The organism is Kribbella qitaiheensis, assembly GCF_014217565.1.
Classification (GTDB): Bacteria; Actinomycetota; Actinomycetes; order Propionibacteriales; family Kribbellaceae; genus Kribbella; species Kribbella qitaiheensis_A.
The window spans coordinates 6,533,807-6,549,279 of record NZ_CP043661.1; the positions used below are offsets into that span (position 1 = coordinate 6,533,807).

A 15,473-nucleotide genomic window follows, 5' to 3' on the forward strand; every position below is an offset into this window, starting at 1 on the left:
CCTTGGGGAGGGGTTCCGATGAGTGTGCCGATCTTGACCTACGTCCACGGCAGTGATCCGATCTCGCGGGCGGGGGTGATCAGCCAGCTCCGGGCCCGGCCCGAGATCCGTCTCGTCAGCGAGATGGAAGTGGACGAAGCGGCCGTCGCGCTCGTCGTCACGGACGTTCTCGACGAGGAGACCGCCCGGGCGATGCGGGCCCTGCGTCGCGGTGAGACGCCGCGGCTGCTGCTGGTCGCGACCGTGCTCGACGAGGCCGCACTGGTGGTCGCCGCGGAGATCGGGGTCGGTGGCCTGCTGCGCCGGATCGACGCGACCCCGGAGGCGCTGGTCCGGACGATCACGCGGGTAGCGACCGGCGACGGCGAGATCCCGTCCGACCTGCTCGGCCGGCTGATGGAACAGCTCGGCCGGCTGCAGCGCCAGGTGCTGGCGCCCCGCGGTCTGACCTTCACCGGCCTCAGTCCGCGCGAGGTCGACGTACTGCGCCTGGTGGCGGACGGACTCGACACCGGCGAGATCGCCGACTCGCTCAACTACAGCGAACGTACGGTGAAGAACGTCCTGCACGAACTCACCACGCGGCTCCAGCTCCGCAACCGCTCGCACGCCGTCGCGTACGCCGTCCGCGAGGGACTGATCTAGCCGGCGAGCAGGCCCTCCAGCGTCCGGGTGGCTACCCGGGCGGCGAGTTGGGCCGGGCGGCTGGTGAGCGGGTGGTTCGCGAAGCCTTGCCAGGAGGACAAAGCGGCCAGGGCTGCTTGCCGTACGTCGTCCTCGCCTGCGTCCTCCGGCAGTCCGAGCCGCGAGGTCGGGCCGTGCCCGGAGCCGCCGAGCAGTCGGTCGAGCTGCTCGGTCCGCTCGGGCTTCAGCGTGATTCCGCCCGACCTCAGGTCGGACAGCAGCCGGATCTCCTGGAACTCGTGCGCTCCGGCGCCGATCTCCTCCAACCGGGCCTGGAGTCCGGGCTCGAAGTTCCCGGAGCGGAGGAGGTCGGTGAGTGCGGCGACCGCGGAGTACGCCTTGAGGACCCGGCTGCGGGCCTCGAACTGACGGACCAGGATCGCCCGGAGCCGGTTGAGCCCGCTGCGTTCGGTCAACTCCGTGCTCAGCTCGGACGAGGTCGACACGACGCCGCTCCGGATCAGCTCGACACTCAGACGTACGCCGTACAGGCCGAGTCGTCCGAGCAGGTGTTCGCGTTCGAGCTCGGTGACGGGCAGGCCGCTCGGCGTCGAGGCGAACCGGTCGGCGGTCAGCAGCAACTCGGAGACCTCGTCGACGGGCGCGTGGGCGATCGCGGCCAGCAACGCGTACTCCGCCTCGCGCAAGGTGGTCGCCGTGTGGCCGAGCAATCCGTTGACCGGCACGATCACCGGGCACAGCCGGTGCAGTCTCGGTTCGGCCTCGTACCGTTTGGCGACCCGCTCGGCGACCTCCATCGAGTCGAGCCGGCAGGAACCGATCTCGTCGGCCCGGGACAGCACGCCGATCGCGTTCATCGGCGTACCGTGCGCCAGTTCGTCGTCGTGGAACGACTCGAGGAACCGGATGTCGCTGGAGTGCGTGTGGCGGAGCAGGTAGAGGATCGCGTCCGCCACCGGCACCCGGCCGTCGTCGGCGGCCAGCACCCGTTGGGTCCGCGCGGACACGTCGGCCGAGATCGACGCGATGCCAGGGGTGTCGAGGATGGTCAGCTCGCGCAGCCGGCTGGTCGGCCAGCCGACCTCGAGATGGTCGACGTCGGACGGCTGCAAGCCGCCGAGATCCACCTGCAGGGCACCGCCGTCACGATCGTACGGGCGTTCGCGCGGCTCGCCCTCGATCGGGAACAGGGTCGCGTGCGGACGGTCGTCGAGGGAGTACCAGGTGACGATCTGGGTGCACTCGCCGGCGTCGGTCGGCGCCAGTTCCTCACCCAGCAAGGCATTCAGCAGGGTGGACTTGCCGGCCTTCACCTTGCCTGCGATCGCCAGCCGGAGTGGTCCGGTCAGCCGGGCGCGGATCTCGTCGAGCTGTTGCCGGTCGTCGTCGGTCCCGGCCGCGCGCTGGGCGTCGTCGATGACGGCGAGGATGTCTGCCGACAGATCGTCGGTCAATTCCCGCCTCCCGTCTTGCCGGCGAGTGCGACCTCGCGGAGTCCGGAGCGCATCGACCGCAGCCGCTCGTTCTCGGCCGACAGGTGGGCCGCTCGCGCGGTTTGCTCGGCAGGGGGCAGCTTGGCGGTCCGATCCGCTGCCGTCAGCGCTGCGCTGGCGGAGCGGTGGATCAGGCCGGCTCGCTCCTGGAAGTCGTCGCGCAACTGGCGCTGGGTCTTGCGGAGACTGTCGCGGGTGTCCTTGTTCATCACGAACGCCACCTCGTCGATGTACCGGCGGACGGCGGCCTTGGCCTGCTGCTGGCGGTAGGTGCGCTGGCGTTTCTTCTCGTCCTTCAGCAACTTGCCGCCGATGCCCGCGCCGAGGGTGGCCGCGATCGCGATGGCCCCGATCGGCGTGACGATCAACGAGCCGAGGCTGAAGGCGATCATCGGGACGAAGATGCCGGTCCGGCCGGCCATCATCAATGACTGGAGCCGACCGCCTGGCATCGACAACGTGGTGACCGAGGCCAGCTCGAGCTGGTCCAGGTCCGCGCTGAACTGGGAAAGCTCGACCTCGATCTCCGTCCCGGCTTCCAGGTCGAACGCCTCGGCGACCCGTTCGCCCAGGCCGCGGGCGCGTTCGATCAGCAGGTCGCGGTTGGCCACTCCGACGACGGCGACCTGGCGCCGCAACCAGACCTCGGTGTCGGTCCAGGTCTCGTTCGGATCGCCCTGGTCGACGATCGTCTCGACGTCCCGCATCACCGCGCGCAGGCGGCTCTGCAGGTCGTGCTCGACATCGGCGACGAGGTCCGCGATGCCGTCGGACAGGGTCTGCTGCCAGGTCGCACTGGCTGCTGTGAGTCCTGCTGCTTGGTCGCGGGCGCGGGTCAGCTTCGAGAGCACTTCTGGACGGCTGTGCGGCTTGGTCAGTACTACGCGCTCGGCGTCTGTCTCCTGTGCGAGCTGGGTGGCGACGAAGTCGACCTCCTGCGCGATGGTGGCCGCTGCGCGCGTAGTACCCGGTACTACGACTGCAGTGGCGAGGAACTCGACCAGTGGCGCGAATCCCGACTCCTGGTTGAGCTCTGGGCGTTGGGCGGCACGTAGGCGGAGGAAGGACGAGACCGGCAGGATCGGCAGGTCTATGCCGGCCTTGGCGAGGTGTCCTCGGTTCAGCTCGACTATGCGCCGCCAGTGGCTGTAGAGGTCGGTCTTGGTGATCACAATCGCGGCTGCCGAACAGCGGGCGATAGCTGTCTTGAGGAACTCGAGCTCGGGCGCCGTCAGCTCTTGTGCCGCGTCGGTGACGAACAGGATCGCGTCTGCCAAGGCGAGAGAGGCGAGGGTGAGCTGGCCGTGGACGGAGTCGAGGCCGCCGACGCCTGGCGTGTCCAGCAGGCTGAGGCCGGAGCGGAGCATGCGGTGGGGGACTTCCACCGTCACTGATTGCAGCCGGCCCTGCTCGCCGGCGTCGGTGGACTCCGAGACCAGCCGTGCGATCTGGTTGAGCGGTGCTGGGTAGCCGACAGGTGCTTCGCCGGGGGAGGTCTGCCGGTACGCCGTGAGGCCGGGGCGCTCGCCGTAGCGGACCAGTGTCGGCACTGCGGTCACGATGTCCGCGTCTACTGGGCAGACGGCGGTTTGCAGGAGGGCATTCACCAGGGTGCTCTTGCCGCGCTTGAACTCACCGACGACGACCGCGGTGATCGTGCGGGAATCGAGCTTCGCCTTCGCGGTCTCCAGGCGGGCGGTCAGGTCTGGGCGCTGTCGGTCCTCGGTGAGGGTCCGGCCTTGGTCGATTGCCGAGATCAACTGGCTCACGTTGGTCCGCGGTCGCGGTGGTTGGGCGGCAGTGGGCTGAGGTTTGGGAGCGATGGGCTCGGGCGCAGGCGGGATCGGCTCCGGGGCGGGCGGCTCTGGTGAGGGCAACACCGGCCCGGGCTGCGGGACCGGAACCGGAGCGAAGGGCTCGAAGGGGACGGGATCCGGGGCGAGCGGCTCGGGCTCTGGGACGGGAACCGGGATGATCGGTTCGGGCTCAGGGACGACCGGCTCCGGGACGACCGGTTCGGGCTCAGGGATGATCGGCTCGGGCTCCGGGACGATCGGTTCGGGCTCCGGGGGGACCGGCTCTGGGGCGGTCGGTTCGGGCTCGGGGGGTTTGGGGGTGGCCGGTTTGTCGGCGGACCAGGCCAGGTAGTGGTTGCACGACGTACAGAAGGTCGCGTCTTCGTCGTTCGCGCGTCCACAGTTGTCACAGCTGATCATCGACCGACGGCACCCCCTCCGAATTCGGCGTCGTCCCCAAAGGCTAGTGCGTCGCCGTCCCAGCTGCCCACGGATTGCTCGCGACTCGTCGCGCCGACCGGCGGACAAATGCCGGATCGGCGCGCAAACTGGACCCTATGGGGCCGGTGGCGCACTAGCGATGGGGTACCGATTGGGCGTCGACCTGGGCACGACGTTCTCAGCCGCCGCTGTCGCGCGCGGTGGCGTCGCCGAGGCGATCTCGCTCGGCGACCACGGGCACGAGATCCCGTCGATCGCGCTCAAATCCGCCGACGGCTCCCTGCTGTTCGGCGTACAGGCGCTGGCCGATGCCGAGGATCAGCCCGACAGGGTGGCGCGGGAGTTCAAGCGCCGGATCGGGGACAAAACCAGCTTCTACCTCGGCGGTACGCCGATGTCGCCGCACCTGTTGTCCGGGAAGCTGCTCGGCTGGGTGGTGGCGCAGGTTGCCAGGGGGCAGGGGAGTGGACCGGACGAGGTGGTGGTGACCTGCCCGGCCAACTGGGGTCCGTTCCGCCGCGAGCTGATGGATCAGGTCGTCTCGATCAGTGGCCTCCCGGCTGCCAGGATCTGTACGGAGCCTGAGGCTGCCGCCCTGCATTTCGCCTCGACCGGGCAGGTCCGCGAAGGCGACGCGATCGCGGTCTACGACCTCGGTGGCGGCACGTTCGACGCGGCTGTACTTCGGCTGGAGCGGCAGGGGTTCAGCTTCCTGGGCAGGCCGGAAGGAATCGAGCAGCTCGGTGGGCTGGACTTCGACGACGCCGTGTTCGGTCATTTCCGGCGCTCGCTCCAGCTACCGGAGGACCTGTCCGACGACCCCGAGTTGATGCACGGGCTGCTGCGGTTGCGGCGGGAATGCTTGGAAGCCAAGGAGAAGCTCTCCCACCAGACCGCCGTCACCATCCACGTCGGCCTGCCAGGCGTCCGACCGAGCGTCCGGATGACGCGTGCCGAACTCGAAGACCTGATCGGCCCGTCGATCGAGCAGACCGTCGACTGCCTGGAGCGTGCAGTAGAGCACGCGAACCTCTCGGTCGCTGACCTTGCGGCCGTAGTCCTGGTCGGCGGCTCGGCCCGCATCCCACTCGTCTCCGAACAGGTCGCCCGCCGCCTCGGCAGACCAGTAACAATCAGCCCACACCCCAAACTCTGCGTCGCCATGGGCGCCGCCCTACTACCAACGCTCTCTCCCGTCCCCACCTCCGCTCCCTCTCCCGCCTCCGCAGGCGCCCCTGCGCCGACCGCTGGCGCCCACGCTCCCGCCGGTGGCGGCCTCGCTCCGGGGGCCCCCGCGCCCACCGCGGGCGCTCTCGCCCCCGACGTTGCCGCCCTCGCGCCCGGCGCAGGCGGCCCCGGGCCGGCCGCTGGCGGCCCTGGCCCTGGCGCTCCCGCCTCCGCCGCTGGCGGCCTCGCCCCTGGCGAACCCGCCCACGTCGCTCCCGGCGCTGCCGGCCTTGCTCCCACCGGCAACTCCGACTCTCAGCCGTTGGTTCCTGCTGACACCGGCCGGGACGCCGGCCCGCCGGCTTCGGGTGCTCGTCGGCGTCGAGCCGCCTCAGCTGGAGCGCGGCGGCCCGCCAGATACGCGCTTGCGGCGACGATTCTGTTTGTGGGGGGAGTTGTCTTCGCTTTGATCGGGCCCACCAGCGCGGTGAGCAAGGAGCTGAGCTGGGACGTGGACTCCGCGCGGACCACGGCGCTGCCTGCAGGCACGGCGGCGGGCGCGCAGCTCACGCCGACGCTCCTCGGCGTCGATCTTCCCGGCGATCCGATGAAGCTCGACCGAGCGACGCGGACCTTCGAGATCGGCGGCTACAAACTCTTTCTGGCCGGACCGGTGGTCGGCGTCGTCGAACCACCCGGCGGCAAGGTGTTGCTGACGCGCTCCGGCGGCGCGTGGTGGTCGCCCTTCGCGACGATCCCTGGCGGGGCCCTGATCCTGGGAGTCCTGTTCAGCATCGCGTACGCCGAAGCGCTGCTCCGTGAGCTCAGGTTGCAGCGCGGAACAGTTCGCCTGGGCCAACTGGCCGGGATGATCGGCGTCGGGCTGGTGGCCGGCCTCGTGGCCGCAGTGGCTACCTGGCTGGGCGGGCGGTTGCTGGCACCCGTGTCCGCGGTCCTGACGGTGGTGAGCATCGCCGGCTCAGCCGGGCTACTCGCCTTCGCCGTCGGGAGCGGGCGCCGTCGTACCGCGCGGTCCTTACCGGAACGGTAGCTCGACGCCGAGGTTTCCGAGACCGCGGACGATCGACCCCCCGAGCAGTACGAAGAAGGCAAGAACGGCCACGGTCGTCACGCCCGCCGCGCCGGCCGTACCCATGGCCGCGGTGACGCCGACGACGTCGACGGTGGCCGTCGTCGAGCTCCCGGCACAGCTGGCCTTGACCTTGTGCCGCCCCAACGGCAGCTCAGGAAGCGGAGCGACCACCCGATAGTCCCCGGCGCTGTCTGCCCGGGTGCCGGCGAGTGCGAAATCCCCGATCGACAGCTCGATCCGACCGTTGGCAGGGCAGCCGCTGCCGGTCAGTTTGAGGTCGCTACCCGGATTCACCACATCAGAGTCGAGCCGAAGCGTCCCCGCGGCCGACGGCGGCGTCGCTCGATCGGTCCACGCATGGACGATGCGCTCACTGAGCCCGGTTCCGTCGACGCTGACGCGGGCGTGTACGGCATCCGATCCCGCGGTGTTCCGACGGTAAGTGAACTGCGCTTTGCCCTCGTCGTCGGTGGTAGCCGTCCTGCTGATCGCGCCTTCCCCACGTTTCGTGCTCTCGAAGGTCACCAGCCGATCCGGCACCGGATCACCCGATCTGGTGGTCACCGCGGCAGTCACCGTGAAATCGCGCCCGACCGCAGTACTGGTGTTGTTCGGGGACAGATCGAGCGAAGCGCGAAGCGGGGTTGGGCTGTCGGACGGCGTACTCGGCGTCGAACTGTCGGACGGTCCAGTGGGATCCGAAGGCGGCTGCGAGGAGACGGGCGACGTTGGTGTCAGCGTCGGCGACGTCGGCGACGTCGGCGGGGTGGAGGGTGGTGTCGGCGGGGAAAGGCGCCAGCGTCTGATCAGGCTGGCTGCCCCCGACTGTCCTTGCCAGCTTGCGGTCACCACGATCTCGTCCTCGCCGGCCGTCTGACGGGTGTAGGTGAAGCTCACCGATCCGTTGACATCGCTCGTGGCAGTACGGCTGATCTGCGGCTGGCCGGACATGGAGCTCGTCAGTTTGACGGCCGTGTTGCGCAGGGGCTTGCTGTCCAACGTCAGGTGGGCCTGCACAGTGAAAGACGATCCGACCTCGCCCGATGTGCCGTTCGGCGAGGCGGCGACCGTCAGAACCGGCCGCTTGACCCAGAGGTGTTCGATCGTCGGTGACTGGAACGGATAGCCCACGTCATCCCCGACGGCATAGATCTCGTCCGTCGCCGGGAGAGCGCGGCCCGGATCCAGCTTGTAGGTCAGGCTGACTTCGCCTGCCTCCGAGACAGTCGCCTTTTCACTGTCGTTGACGAAGATCGTCAGACTGGTCGCGTCGATGACCTCGTCGTCGTCCCGGAACTGGGCGGTGATGGTCACCGAATCGGTGGAATAGCCGTGGTCCGTGCTCTGCTTGATGCAGGTCTCCACGCTGCCTCCGGTGCAGGCCCACTCGGTGTCTGCGTTGGCCGCAGGCGACGGCCAGGCTGGCAAGACGACGAGGAAGGCGACCGTGAGCAGGAGGAGTGCTCGTCGCATCACGGGGGTGAGTCCGCCCTGGCGACGGCTGCCTCTGGCTCTCGCGCGAGGTAGGAGGGCTCGTCGAGTGCGCCCGGGCGGTGGGTTCCCAGTGGGAGCAGGTAGCCGATGGCGAAAGCGACCGCTCCCAGGACGAGGACGAGGGTGAGCCAGGCGGCTGCGCTGGGGGCCAGCAGCCGGGTGGCCGACAGGGTGAAGGTCAGGGTCAGTCCGATACCGATCCCGGCCGCCAGGAACTTGAGCGCCCGGTTCCAGCGGTTCCGGGACAGCCGACGACGGGCGATCGCCAGCAACAGCGAACCCAGCAGAATCGCCGTGATGCCGGCGACGGCGAGGCCGAACAGGCCGTAGACCGAGGTCGGACGGCCGTCGACGTCGACCGGGAAACTGTCCTCCCGCAGGACCTTCCGGTTGGTGTCGAGCAGTTGCAGACGCGCGGGGATCAGGCCGACCGCCTGGTCGGTGAGGTCATCGAGTTCGAGGTCGAAGCGGCGTTCGGTCGAGGCTCCCGGCGCGAGCTCGATGTCGAGGCGGGTGTTGTACCGGAAGAAGGTCATCGTCATCACCCGGCCCTCGAGCCGGATGGCGCGCACGATGATCGGATCCGAACCGGTGTTGGTCAGCGCGAGCACGACCGGCGTTTGCTTGTCGCGACCGAGTTTCAGCGGTTTGTTGGAGTCGACGTCGCCGACAGCCCTGCCGTTCACGGTGGCGGACCACTCCAGGCCAGGCGCAGCCGTCGTGGCGGCCGCGGCCGGGATCGCCTGTGTTCCCAGCGGGAGCGCAATAATCGCCAGAACGGCGCCCAAAAGCGTTCGCTTCATAGGATCCCCCCGAATCACTTCCAAACTACGCTTGGCACCACCTGCTGGCCAGGCATAATCAAGGTCCGAGGGGGAGGTGGCGATCATCGAAGACGTCTGTACCGCGTGCGGGGAACGCAATCCCGCCGGTTCGGCCTTCTGCCTGTACTGCGGGGTGTATCTCGGCTGGGACCAGGCGACCGCCGAGGAGCGCCCGCCGGTGCGTCAGGCCGCGGGCGAACCGACGCTGATCGCATCCCAGCACCCAGACCAGTCGAGGCAGCCCACCTCCCAGTCGGGGCAGCCCACCTCGCACTCGGACCAGGCTCTGCGACCGGCACCACCGGTCAGCGAACCGCAGTACGAAGACACCTCCGGGCGCCCGAAAGCGGGGGAGGTCGCGTGCCCTCAGTGCGGTGTGCCGAATGCGGTGACACTCCGCTTCTGCAGCAAGTGCGGCAAGACGCTGCGACCGTCGCTGTTTACCAGCCCAGGGCCGACGGCCGTTGCCGGCCAGAGTTGGTGGCAGCGGTTATGGGATCCCAAGGATCGCAAGACCCGCCGCGACTATCGCCGTAGCCTTCCGCCGCTCTACCGCTGGCGCCGCGTCATCGTCGGCGTCGGCGGGATTGCCGCTGTAGTGGTGGTCTTGTCGGTCGTCGGCAAGAACCCTGTGGGCTGGGCCAAGGACCGGGTGAACGACGTACGCGGCGCGTTGGTAGCGGTCGACCCGGTCGTATTCGCAGGGGCTCCGCCACAGTCCGTTGCCCCTGACTACAACGCTCTCGCGCTCGGTACTGCGCCGCTCGACGATGCCTGGGCCACCCCCTGGGTTCCTACGACCCTCGCCCCGCTCGACGGCTGCACGGGGAAGGCCGCGGCGAAGGGCATGGTCACCTTGACCTTCAAGGACCCCGTCCGCGTTCGGCGGTTGGATGTCCGCGCAGGACTGCCCGCTGCCAACGCCAAGCGCGCGCTGCAGTTCCGGCCGAGCGTGCTGCTCGTCATGTACGAGGGACGCTGTAGCGAACTGCAGGTCAAGGACAGCAGCGATCTGCAGCAGCTCAAGCTCGACACTGGTGTACCGGTCAAGCAACTGCTGATCGCGGTCGGCAGTACCTACCCGGCCCGGGCTGACGCCGCTGAGAACCTGACTGCACTCACTAGCATCACTGTGCAGTCGCGTCCCCACTAGCGCGACGGACCTGCCGTCACGGCCGACTAGCTCGGCGCCACAGCCGGTTGGTAGGTGAGGCACGGCGACTTGTGGATCGCCTGCACCTTCGCGGACTGACAGGCGGCTTTCACCTGGTCCGACGAGGATCCCGGGCCGAGGTAGACCACCCAGTCGTCGCTCATCGGCGCCTTGTTGGCCCTGAAGATCCCGGGGTATTGACCGGCGGCGTGCAGGACCTTCGCGTCGACTCCGCCGCCCTTCAGTTGCGCGGCCAGATCCTTGGCGGTCTGTTCGGCGATCCCGGTCGCTCCGGGCTGCAGCTCTATGGCCGCGATCCAGCCGCCGGGCGCGAATGCCGGTGTATCCGGTCCGACGACCACGGACGGCTGACCGGGCTGGCTCGGGCCCGTGGCAGGAGGTGTCGAACTGGTCCCGCCCGGCGGCGCACTGGTGGGTGCGCTCGACGGCGGAACGCTACTGGGCGGGACGGAAGTCGGTGTCACCGGCGCCGCGGCAGTCGTAGCGCAGACCTTGGCGGAGAGCGGACCTTCGAGTTTGCCGTTGACGGCACTCAACGCGAAGCAGTAAGCGGTGCTGGGCTTGAGACCGTCGACGCTCTTGGCCGTGTTCTTCACGTCGATGCCACGGTCGGTCTTGTTGATGTGGTCGCCCTGATCGACGTAGTGGAGCGCATAGGAGTCGATGTTGGGCAGGGCGGCCCAGACGAGCGCGACAGAGCTGGGACCGGCCGCAGTCGCCGTCAGCACAGGCTTGCCGGGCAAGGTCGTACCGTCGCCTGTCGGGGTAGCTGCCGCGCCGCCGCGGGTCAGGGCGAAGGCCAGGATGCCGATCAGGGCGGCTCCTGCGACCGTGGCTGCCATGACGACGCCGCGGGTGAGGATGGGCTTTTGGTTGAAGGCTCCGTCGACTACTGGGCGGGACGGGTCGGCGCCGGCAGGGGTTGGTGTGCCGAAGGGGCGTGGGGGATCTGGCTCCCCTACGACCTTGAAGGGCAGGCGCGAGGGCGAGCCGCGGAGTACGGGCTTGCGGGTGCGGGCCTTGATGCGGGCCGTCACTGTGGAGCCCAGCGGTACGTCGACCACGTCCGGGCGGATCAGGAAGCCGAGGGCCTGGTCGGGATCGGACGCGACGATCCGCAACCGGGCCGGAGCATTGCCCCAGTTGCTGAACTGGATCGTGTGCAGCCCGCGCCAGCGACCGGAGGACGTGACCGGCGTCAGCTTGGCCTGTAGCCCGAAGACCTGACCGATCTCGAGTTGGCCCTCCACGACCGCACTGTTCGACGGGTCGACCGCTGACTTCGCGCGGATCCCGAACGGCACCGTGCCGGCCGGCCCGGTCGGACCCGTGGGCGGGTTGAAGACGACGACGGCCGTCTCCTGCTGCTGCGGGTAGACGGACAGCACCGGCGGCGTGATCTCGGCCCACGGGATCGGCTGCTCGCCGACGATGTCCAGCGCGTAGCTCTCGACGATCGTGCCCGGGTTGAGGACGGTGAACTCCGCCCGCGCCTGCCCGCCGGGCTCGACGGTCAACTGCGTCGTCTCCAGCCGCAGTACTGGGTCCGTCACTCAGGTCTCCCCCTGCTCCGTCGCCCGGCTCGTTCACCGGCGTCGGTCCCAGGCTAAGCCCGTACCGCGTACCTCGTGGAGGGCTGGCCGTATGACTGCCGGTGCAGCCGGGATTGCCCGATCGGGCAGTCGACGGTGCCCCCGCCTCGACACCTGCTCGCTGCCGGCCGATGCGGTCGGGGCAGAAGACTCGTACCCGTGATCCAAGAGGTGGACTCGGCGCTGCAGGCTCTGATCCAGCGCGAAGCGGTCGGTGCGCGGGACGTCGAAGTGGTGTTCGACGCCCCTACCAAGGATTGGTCGAGCCGCCGGAACGCGCCCACGATCGACGTCTACCTGTACGACATCCGCGAGGACCTGCGCCGCCGCGAGCGCGGGCTGCTGAACGAGTACGACGAAGATCAGCGGATCACGGCACGACACCTGCCGCCCCGCTACTTCAAGCTGTCCTACCTTGTGACGGCCTGGACCCAGCGGCCGGAGGACGAGCACCGGCTGCTGTCTGGGCTGCTCTCCTGCTTCCTGAGGCACGACGCACTGCCTACTGACCTGCTCACCGGCCCACTGGCCGAGCTGGGCCTGTCGGTTCCGGTCTCTATCGCGCTGCCGCCGCCAGAGGACCGTTCCTTCGCTGATGTGTGGTCTGCACTGGGCGGCGAGCTCAAACCGTCCCTGGACCTGGTGGTCTGTGCACCGACGCCGACCGGTCGCGTCTACGAGGCGGCCACGTTGGTGAACCAGCCGCCGCGGGTATCGATGGGTGGCACGGACGGCTGGCCGCCGCGCGAAGAGGCAGGACGCGGCCCTGCGAACGAGCAGCCTCGCCCCAATCCCCGTCGAGCCCGCAAGAGGACCGGGTGACCGCGCAAGGGCTGGACTATCTCCTGGCGCGCCTGGGCCTGGTCGAGGACCGGATCCGGGCGCTCGTGGCGCAACGCCGGGCGGACGATCCCGCGATGGACGACCCGTTCCGGGGGCTGTACGTCAACGACGAACTCGTGGATCGGCTGCTCAGCGGTCAGGCCCATACGGCCGTCGTGGATCACGAGGCGCTGGCGGAGCTGGAACGCTCGGCCGACCTCGTTGCTGAGGGCAACATCATTCGGCTGCGCCGGTTGGCCGCCGTCGCGGGGTTGTCGGAACTGGACACCGAGTTGCTGGTGATCGCGCTGCTGCCCGATCTGGACAGCCGGTTCGAGCGGCTCTACGGCTACCTCAACGACGACGTGACCCGGCGGCGCCCGAGCGTCGGGCTCGCGCTGGAACTCGCCGGTGCCTCGTCGATGTCGTCGGTCGCGCGCGGGCGGCTGCTGGCGAGCGGGCCGCTGGTGGATCGCGGGCTGCTGATCGTGGAGGATCCCGAGCGACCTTTCCTGACTCGCGCGGTCCGGGTACCTGACCGGGTTGCCGCGCATCTGCTCGGGGACGATCTGCCCGACCATCGGCTGGTGCCGATGCTGGAAGAGCTGACGGCGTACAAGACCGATGCGAGCGCGGATCTCGGTCGCAGCTTGGCGGCCGGCGTACGGCTGGTTCATCTGCGTGAGCACGAGGCCGGCACCGGGCAGTCCATCGCGGCTGCGGCTCTGGCCGCTGCCGGGCGTGGTGTGGTCGCTGTCGACTTGAGTCTGCTGGCGCGCGATGCCGATCCGCTCGGCTTGGCCGTGATCGCTGGTCGGGAGGCGTTGCTGCAGGACGCGGGGCTGGTCGTCGGGCCGGTGGAGGCGCTGGCGGAGGCGTCGCTCGAATCGCTGCACCGGCTGAGCCGATGGGAGGTACCTGTCCTCTTCATCGGTACTACGACGTGGGATCCGCGGTGGAGTCCGGAGACCCCGTTGACCGTCGATGCGCCCGTACTCGGAGCGCACGACCGGATCGAGCTGTGGCGCGAACACCTGCACGATTCGGACCTCGATCCCGAGATCTTGGCGTCGCATCTCGCGCTGGGGCCCGGCCAGGTGCGGAATGTGTTCAAGACCGCCGCCGCCTCGGCCGTGCTGGCGGGCACCGCGATCACCGCAGACGACCTGCGCCGCGGAGTACGGGCTCAGAACGCGGCCGGACTCGAGCGACTGGCGCGACGGATCGAGCCTGAGGTCGGGTGGGACGATCTTGTCCTGGCTCCGGCCGTACGGCGTGCGCTGCAAGGGCTTGCGGCCCGGGCGCGGCATCGCGACACCGTGTTGACCGACTGGCGGATGCGGCGTGGTGGGGGACGTGGGCGTGGCGTCACGGCCTTGTTCGCGGGCGATTCCGGCACCGGCAAGACGATGTCGGCCGAGGTGATCGCGACGGAGCTCGGGCTCGATCTGTACACGGTGAACCTGGCCACCGTGGTGGACAAGTACGTGGGGGAGACCGAGAAGAACCTGGAGCGGATCTTCAGCGAGGCCGGCGGGGTCAACGCTGTGTTGTTCTTCGACGAGGCCGATGCGATCTTCGGCAAGCGGAGCGACGTCCGTGATGCGCACGATCGCTATGCCAACATCGAGAGTGCCTATCTGCTGCAGCGGTTGGAGAGCTTCGACGGATTGGCCATCCTGGCGACCAACCTGCGGGCCAACATCGACGACGCCTTCACCCGGCGCCTCGACGCGATCATCGACTTCCCGGCCCCGACGCCGGACCTGCGACTCCGGCTCTGGCAGCAATGCCTGGCCCCGCCACTGCCGCTCGGCGACGACCTGGAGCTGGAGTTCTGCGCGCAGTCCTTCGAACTTGCCGGCGGGAACATTCGCTCAGCCTCGGTGAGCGCCGCCTATCTGGCCGCCGAATCAGGCCAGCCGGTCCGGATGGCCGACCTGATCGCGGCAGTAGGCCAGGAGTACCGAAAGCTCGGCCGGCTGGTCCTGGAACGCGAATTCGGCCAGTACTACGAAATGCTCGACGGGCAGGCGCAGGAGATGCGGGGACGATGAGGATCCGGGCGGACGGACTTCATTGATCGAGGTCGAAGACGAAGCCCGCGATCACCAGCGAGGACAGCGCCTCAAGGTTCTGTGGCAGGGCGTAGACCGAGAAGGACTGTCGCCCGCCGTCGTCGTACCTCAGCAGGAGGGTGTTTTCGGTGACGCTGTATTTTCCCGATCCTCGGGGATTCTCGGTGGTCAGGAGGCCGGTGTCGGCGGTGATTCCGGTGTCGGTGAACCGCTTGCCGGATCTGAAGGAGATCCTGCCGCCGCTACCGCCTGAAGCGCGACGATAGGTCCCACTCAAAGTCACACCCCCCAAGTCGTCGAGCAGTCCGTAGTCGGTCCCGTACATCACGAAATGACCGTCCTGCCCGGGCCGGACCTCAACCCGTTCGCCGGCGGACCAGGTGATCTCGAGCGTGGTTCCGTCGGAAGTGAAGGTTCCGGTGTCCGGAACACTTCTGCTGCTGACTTCGTAGCCGGACGGCCCTTCTGCCGGGAGCCCACGCAGAACCGTGCCGTCGGCATAGAGCGTCACGTACGAATTGCTCGTACCAGGCAGGTAGGCGTTGGGATCTCCGGAGTACTTCAGCCCGAGGTAGACGAGGACGGTCGCGTGGCCGGCCGCCGGCTCGGATGGCTCGGTTGGCTCAGTGCTCGCGGGCCGTGCCGTTGTACTCGTGGGAGCAGGCAACGGCGTCGACGATGCCGAGCCTTCCGGCGCCGACCGCGAAGAGATTGTGCGAGGTGGGTCGGAGATCGGGTGCTCGTTGTCGCAGCCCGCTCCGGCCGCCACTGTCAGTAGTACCAGTGCTACCCACACGGCGTTTTGCTTCATCTGTCCCCCTGGAGACGTTTTGAAGCTACGCCCGCGTCGGCCG

The 15,473-nt window shown here is 68.9% G+C and carries 11 protein-coding genes; 5 read left to right on the forward strand and 6 right to left on the reverse strand.

Annotated elements, in window-relative coordinates; all coding sequences use genetic code 11:
- Positions 1-18: 18 nt before the first annotated feature.
- Positions 19-645, forward strand: a complete 627-nt coding sequence (locus F1D05_RS31130; protein ID WP_185443950.1) for a response regulator transcription factor — start codon at positions 19-21, stop codon at positions 643-645.
- On the opposite strand, the gene F1D05_RS31135 is transcribed toward F1D05_RS31130, so the two are convergent.
- Together F1D05_RS31135 and F1D05_RS31140 are read right to left on the reverse strand one after the other, a co-directional pair.
- On the reverse strand, positions 642-2,099 hold the full coding sequence (locus F1D05_RS31135) for a dynamin family protein (RefSeq protein ID WP_185443951.1): 1,458 nt from the start codon (positions 2,097-2,099) through the stop codon (positions 642-644). The genes F1D05_RS31130 and F1D05_RS31135 overlap by 4 nt on opposite strands.
- Positions 2,096-4,354, reverse strand: a complete 2,259-nt coding sequence (locus F1D05_RS31140; RefSeq protein WP_185443952.1) for a dynamin family protein — start codon at positions 4,352-4,354, stop codon at positions 2,096-2,098. The genes F1D05_RS31135 and F1D05_RS31140 overlap by 4 nt, the downstream gene beginning before the upstream one ends.
- 160 nt (positions 4,355-4,514) lie before the next feature.
- On the opposite strand from F1D05_RS31140, the gene F1D05_RS31145 reads away from it, so the two are divergent.
- On the forward strand, positions 4,515-6,593 hold the full coding sequence (locus tag F1D05_RS31145; RefSeq protein WP_185443953.1) for an Hsp70 family protein: 2,079 nt from the start codon (positions 4,515-4,517) through the stop codon (positions 6,591-6,593).
- Here F1D05_RS31145 and F1D05_RS31150 read toward each other — a convergent pair.
- Both F1D05_RS31150 and F1D05_RS31155 read right to left on the reverse strand, forming a co-directional pair.
- Positions 6,579-8,108 carry an Ig-like domain-containing protein gene (locus F1D05_RS31150; RefSeq protein ID WP_185443954.1) on the reverse strand — a complete coding sequence of 510 codons (1,530 nt, stop codon included), beginning with the start codon at positions 8,106-8,108 and terminating at the stop codon, positions 6,579-6,581. The two genes, F1D05_RS31145 and F1D05_RS31150, sit on opposite strands and share 15 nt — an antisense overlap.
- The gene (locus tag F1D05_RS31155) at positions 8,108-8,932 is read right to left on the reverse strand and encodes a hypothetical protein (protein ID WP_185443955.1); all 825 of its coding nucleotides are present in this window, start codon (positions 8,930-8,932) and stop codon (positions 8,108-8,110) included. Before F1D05_RS31155 ends, F1D05_RS31150 begins: the two co-directional genes overlap by 1 nt.
- Positions 8,933-9,008: 76 nt before the next feature.
- Between F1D05_RS31155 and F1D05_RS31160 the strand changes: the two genes are divergently transcribed.
- Complete coding sequence (locus F1D05_RS31160; protein WP_185443956.1) at positions 9,009-10,106, forward strand: DUF7577 domain-containing protein; 1,098 nt, start codon at positions 9,009-9,011, stop codon at positions 10,104-10,106.
- A 26-nt stretch (positions 10,107-10,132) separates the two neighbouring features.
- Here F1D05_RS31160 and F1D05_RS31165 read toward each other — a convergent pair whose 3' ends face one another.
- On the reverse strand, positions 10,133-11,680 hold the full coding sequence (locus F1D05_RS31165; RefSeq protein WP_185443957.1) for a fibronectin type III domain-containing protein: 1,548 nt from the start codon (positions 11,678-11,680) through the stop codon (positions 10,133-10,135).
- A 198-nt stretch (positions 11,681-11,878) separates the two neighbouring features.
- On the opposite strand from F1D05_RS31165, the gene F1D05_RS31170 reads away from it, so the two are divergent.
- The gene (locus tag F1D05_RS31170) at positions 11,879-12,541 is read left to right on the forward strand and encodes a DUF4255 domain-containing protein (RefSeq protein WP_185443958.1); all 663 of its coding nucleotides are present in this window, start codon (positions 11,879-11,881) and stop codon (positions 12,539-12,541) included.
- The gene (locus tag F1D05_RS31175; protein ID WP_206685907.1) at positions 12,538-14,598 is read left to right on the forward strand and encodes an ATP-binding protein; all 2,061 of its coding nucleotides are present in this window, start codon (positions 12,538-12,540) and stop codon (positions 14,596-14,598) included. Before F1D05_RS31170 ends, F1D05_RS31175 begins: the two co-directional genes overlap by 4 nt.
- 19 nt (positions 14,599-14,617) lie before the next feature.
- Here F1D05_RS31175 and F1D05_RS31180 read toward each other — a convergent pair whose 3' ends face one another.
- Entirely contained in the window at positions 14,618-15,430 is an 813-nt protein-coding gene (locus tag F1D05_RS31180; RefSeq protein WP_185443959.1) for a hypothetical protein, read from the reverse strand.
- Positions 15,431-15,473: the final 43 nt, after the last annotated feature.

What these genes read in the sequence shown, in the direction of transcription:
- F1D05_RS31130 (WP_185443950.1), top strand. Translation starts at nt 19, where the DNA reads ATGAGTGTGCCGATCTTGACCTACGTCCACGGCAGTGATCCGATCTCG.
- F1D05_RS31140 (WP_185443952.1), bottom strand. Translation starts at nt 4,354, where the DNA reads ATGATCAGCTGTGACAACTGTGGACGCGCGAACGACGAAGACGCGACC.
- F1D05_RS31145 (WP_185443953.1), top strand. Translation starts at nt 4,515, where the DNA reads ATGGGGTACCGATTGGGCGTCGACCTGGGCACGACGTTCTCAGCCGCC.
- F1D05_RS31150 (WP_185443954.1), bottom strand. Translation starts at nt 8,108, where the DNA reads ATGCGACGAGCACTCCTCCTGCTCACGGTCGCCTTCCTCGTCGTCTTG.
- F1D05_RS31155 (WP_185443955.1), bottom strand. Translation starts at nt 8,932, where the DNA reads ATGAAGCGAACGCTTTTGGGCGCCGTTCTGGCGATTATTGCGCTCCCG.
- F1D05_RS31180 (WP_185443959.1), bottom strand. Translation starts at nt 15,430, where the DNA reads ATGAAGCAAAACGCCGTGTGGGTAGCACTGGTACTACTGACAGTGGCG.